Source organism: Bacteroides sp. 2201st1_D9_2201SCRN_220225 (assembly GCF_040928965.1).
In the GTDB taxonomy this organism is placed as follows: Bacteria; Bacteroidota; Bacteroidia; order Bacteroidales; family Bacteroidaceae; genus Bacteroides; species Bacteroides stercoris.
Window position 1 is genome coordinate 1 of the sequence record NZ_JBCODG010000132.1, and the last position, 4,409, is coordinate 4,409.

Consider the following 4,409-nt stretch of genomic DNA (forward strand, 5'->3'; position numbering starts at 1 on the left):
ACGTAACTCTTTAAAATGGTCTACATCAAACTTAGCTTTGGCAATGTTTGCCAAAATAGGAGGAATTCCTTGGATTGTTAAACCTAGTAACAAGAATTGTTTAATATTGGGCATTGGTAGTTCTCATAAAAAAAACAAAGAAACTGGTGAAATTTCTAAATATTTTGCATATACAGTATGTTTAGATTCTAGTGGCTTGTATAAAGCATTGGAGGTTTTGGCTGAAGAGGAGTCAGAAATTACTTATCTGGAAAAGTTGACAAATAATTTGATAACAATACTGAAGGAACAAAAAGCGAACTATGAAACATGTGTATTGCATTTACCATTTAAAATTAAAAAGAAAGAGATTATTGCAATTTCTAATGCCATAAAACAAATAAAAGATATTGAATTAGTTGTCGTTAAGATAAATATTGATAATAAATATTTTGGCTACAGCTTTCATAATACATTAGTTCCTTATGAAAGTAGTTTTGTCAAACTTTCAAAAGATGAATACCTTGTATGGTTTGAAGGATTGTTGTATGGAAAAGAAGTTGTTGACAAAAGGTTGTCCAATCCCGTCCATATCAAATTTCTAAATATAAATAATAGAAAAGACTTTGATGAACAAGCATACTTACAGGATATTTTAAATCTGTCTGGAGCTAACTGGAGAGGATTTAATGCAAAATCAATTCCAATTTCAATATACTATTCACAAATTATAGCAAAATATACTGAAGCTTTTGAAAACATATCTGGATATGAAGAAGGAGCTATATCGAATAATAAGCCATGGTTTTTATAAATATATATAATTATGGAAATAAAAGGTGATGATTTACTATTTTTATTTGGAGCAGGAGCCAGTGTTGATGCTGGGATTCCAATGTCAAACGCTATGGTCCAAAGAATAGAAGAATTGATAGTCCAACATGAAGATTGGAAGCCATATAGAGATTTATATTACTATTTAAAAAGTAGTATTAACTATTCAGATGGCATATTAGGACGATTTGATGAGCCATTTAATGTTGAAAGATTATTAGTTGTTATTACAGAAATTGAAAAGAGAGAGAGTAATATAATGTATCCATTTATCGGAACATGGAATATTAGATTACTTGATCTAGCTGGAAATAATTTTGATTGTATTAAACGCTTTCATAAGTTGATAAGAAGACAGCTCAATAAATGGGTAGGATTAAGAAATTATGATGCAGCCAGTTATTGGCAGTCTTTCATATCTCTATCAACTGATATTGGACAACTCATGAAAGTTTTTACACTGAATTATGATTTATGTTTTGAGAATATTGTTGGAAAAGAGAAAATTATTGAACGAGGCTTTACTCAAGAAACACATGAATGGCATTCTTCTAATTTTGACAACACATCTGGTAAACATTATAATTTGTATAAACTGCACGGTTCTATTAATTGGTATATAGTTAATGATAAATTACATCAAAGTGAGAAAATAGAAGAGGATCCAGAATTAATATTTGGTATTCAACACAAAATGACATCGGTTGACCCCTATTTTTACTATTCATCTATTTTAAGAATAGCTTGTCATGATGAAGCAAAATTAATAGTTGTCATAGGTTATTCTTATGCTGATGAATATGTAAATATTATTATTTCCCAAGCACTTAATATGAGAAGTGAATTGAGGGTTATCAATGTCGCTCCTTTTAATATAAGTGAAGATGCTGAAAAAAAAAGGATAGCCGAGCGCCTAAAATTAAAAAATTTGGAACAACTGATTGTAGTCAATGCTACAGCCAAGGATTTTATGACAAAAACGATGAATAAAGATTTCTTTGTCAAACAGATAAAAGAACCTGAAGGATCTCCATTTGATTAGAATCATTTACATTAAAACAGATTTCTATAATTTATTGATAACAAATAAGACGAAGATAAATTCATGGGATTATAAATATAGAGTAATCTGTATATAGCAAAAAAAGTTCATTGATATTCAATGTCTTTTGTTTTTTGTGAAACTCCAATGGGCAAATGAATAGCTATATATATGAGTTCGAAAAAATCTATTTTCTACTTGTAAAATCAAAATAAAACTGTATCAGTTTATAACTAAAATCAGTGACAACGGTGTGAATAATGATGAAAAGCATTAGAAACCAGCACTCTAAGCTCTGAAAGGTAGAGTATAAGCAAGAAGTAAAAAGTCTGGGAGTGAGTCCCTGAAGGTGTCTGTTCACCCGATACAGTATATTGACCTTATTATTTATGGCACATATTACGGAGATATTATAACATTGGCTACTCAACCGTTGAGCAGTCACCCCCAAAAGGCAGAAAACGCAAAATTGAGATAATAAACAGATAGAATACTCTTCACGACTATTCTATAACAAATACATAAATAAGTTATACCTTATATTTTTTAAGATATTAATAATCAGATTTATGCAAAAATAAATGACTGTATATTTTGTTATATTCCAAATATTGCCTACATTTGTATATGAGTTATTTGAAACTATGCAAAGCAATGTAACGCGAAGCTAAACTTTCATCACTAAATCGTTACCTGCATCTTTTAAATACTGTAGTTGTCTTCTGATTTATAGCAAATTACAACAAATAGCTTTGTTTCAGCAGGAGAAACTATTGGTTTGCCCCTTTAAAACTTGTAGTTCCATGTAGTCAATTATTTCCCTGCTTCCGTATGGCTTCCAGCGTCATGCTCTCCTGTAATTTCCCCCGTTTGTTGTATCTTTCTTCCTTTACGATACCTACGCCTTTGGCATACCAGCTCATGCTGTATTCTTTTTCGGAGAAAAGCATGAATTTGGCTTTGGATTCTGTATAGATTTTAATGCAGTCGAAGTCTCCTGCCGGAGTATGCACTCTCTCCTTTCCCTTGTATTTCCCTTCGAGGGAAGCTTTCATTCTCATAGGTCCTATTTTTTGCGTATACTTGCAGGGAGGAAGTTCTTCGTCCATGCCAGCATTTTCTTTGATAGGGATGCTTATGCGTCCTTCGGCATGCATGTATTTGCTGTACTCGTCATACTCCTTTTCGGCTCTGGAACAGTCTTTTTGAGGGTACTTGGAAAGGTAGTCCAGTTTTGCCTCTGTATTCTCTATCTCTGCATCCAGTGCGATGAATTCTGTGATGCCGGTCTTTTTGCGGTATATGAATGTTTCCCGGTTCGTACCGTCTATAATCTGAGTCGGGCTGTAGCTGTCGCCATACCACCGTAAGTCTACTACAATGCGTTCGTTCTCGTGAATGACGTCTCTTACTAAGGCTGAATCTTTCAGGGTTTTCTCTTGTTTCTTGTCGATAGTGGTGTAATGAAGTACTTTTCCTATCTCTGTACAGCAATATTGGGCACTGATAGGAATAAAATTAAATAAAAATAAAAAAAACAGGCCTTCTTTCATGGTGTTTTTAAATAATTTTTTATATCTTAGGCAAATATAATTAAAAATAATCAATTATGAAAAACTTGTTAGTGAAAATCCTGTTTGTTGTTGTAGGACTTGTAATCGGTTCTTGTTCGCAAAGTGAAATAGAGGAGCAAGTCTTAAAGTCAAGTGTTGAACAAGTTCAAATGGAAGAACTAATTCAATATGTGGAAGATATAAAACCTTATGTGCCTGCTCCGCTTGATGTGCACACTCGTGGCTTTTGGAGTTCTTTTAGAAGCTGGTTTAAAAATCTAGGAAAAGCTGATGCCGGTGGCTATAGATGGGGACGTGATAATGGAATGAATTTTTGGAGAGGACTTCGTGTTTCTTTAACAACATCTTTGGTAACGGCAATAAATGGGGGGATGCTCGAACTGCCTGGAAGATAAATGATGAATGGAAAGTGTATTCTAACTCTTCAAGGCAACATAAAGAGTTGGGTAATAGTCATAATAGGGCTATCTATGAACTTTGTCGGGAGAATCCAACCCTTAGATATGGCAGTAATATCAGTGATTCTGCTTTGTCATCGATGATTGAAACGAAACTTAAGCAGATGGGGTATAGTGATGTTGGTATATCTTCTTTAGAATGGGGAAATATAATAATTCTTATAAGAAATTTGAAAAATGCACTTAACACGTCTTCAGATTTGAATAATGTTTTTATTGCAGGAATTTCAAGCTCACCAACTTTGGACTATCAGTTTTTGGATGAATATTTAGATTCTGTTCTTTTGTTGGAAGATAGAGAAGAAATGATTACTTTTACGGAAAAAATATATACAAAAATAGACTCTTTACCAGGGGTGAAAAAAGAGTTGTTAAAGGGAATGGTTTCGATTGCATTGTGCAGTATAAACCTTTGGGTTCCTATTTAATAAACATTTCTTTTGAGAAAAAAGAAGGTGTGTCGTAATGCACGATGCACCTTCTTTCTTGTTTATCACCGATATAAATCGGTTTATTTTCTTC

General features: G+C 32.9%; 5 protein-coding genes. 4 read left to right on the forward strand and 1 reads right to left on the reverse strand.

Annotated features, from left to right (window positions below; translation table 11 throughout):
• Together AB5903_RS21805 and AB5903_RS21810 are read left to right on the forward strand one after the other, a co-directional pair.
• On the forward strand, positions 1 to 793 hold a 793-nt coding region (locus AB5903_RS21805), incomplete at its 5' end, for a Piwi domain-containing protein (RefSeq protein ID WP_368118282.1).
• Between the two features lie 12 nt (positions 794 to 805).
• Complete coding sequence (locus AB5903_RS21810) at positions 806 to 1,855, forward strand: SIR2 family protein (protein ID WP_195658358.1); 1,050 nt, start codon at positions 806 to 808, stop codon at positions 1,853 to 1,855.
• Positions 1,856 to 2,664: 809 nt separating this feature from the next.
• On the opposite strand, the gene AB5903_RS21815 is transcribed toward AB5903_RS21810, so the two are convergent.
• Positions 2,665 to 3,408, reverse strand: coding sequence for a hypothetical protein (locus AB5903_RS21815; protein WP_272710677.1), 744 nt, complete (start codon positions 3,406 to 3,408; stop codon positions 2,665 to 2,667).
• Between the two features lie 56 nt (positions 3,409 to 3,464).
• Here AB5903_RS21815 and AB5903_RS21820 point away from each other — a divergent pair, with 56 nt between their 5' ends.
• Positions 3,465 to 3,824 carry a hypothetical protein gene (locus tag AB5903_RS21820; RefSeq protein WP_229127190.1) on the forward strand — a complete coding sequence of 120 codons (360 nt, stop codon included), beginning with the start codon at positions 3,465 to 3,467 and terminating at the stop codon, positions 3,822 to 3,824.
• A 143-nt stretch (positions 3,825 to 3,967) separates the two neighbouring features.
• A complete protein-coding gene (locus AB5903_RS21825) occupies positions 3,968 to 4,315 on the forward strand; it encodes a hypothetical protein (protein ID WP_229127191.1) in 348 nt (115 codons plus the stop codon).
• The last annotated feature ends 94 nt before the right edge of the window (positions 4,316 to 4,409 follow it).

Coding starts and splice junctions, on each gene's coding strand:
- AB5903_RS21810 (WP_195658358.1), top strand. CDS start 806: ATGGAAATAAAAGGTGATGATTTACTATTTTTATTTGGAGCAGGAGCC.
- AB5903_RS21815 (WP_272710677.1), bottom strand. CDS start 3,408: ATGAAAGAAGGCCTGTTTTTTTTATTTTTATTTAATTTTATTCCTATC.
- AB5903_RS21820 (WP_229127190.1), top strand. CDS start 3,465: ATGAAAAACTTGTTAGTGAAAATCCTGTTTGTTGTTGTAGGACTTGTA.
- AB5903_RS21825 (WP_229127191.1), top strand. CDS start 3,968: ATGATTGAAACGAAACTTAAGCAGATGGGGTATAGTGATGTTGGTATA.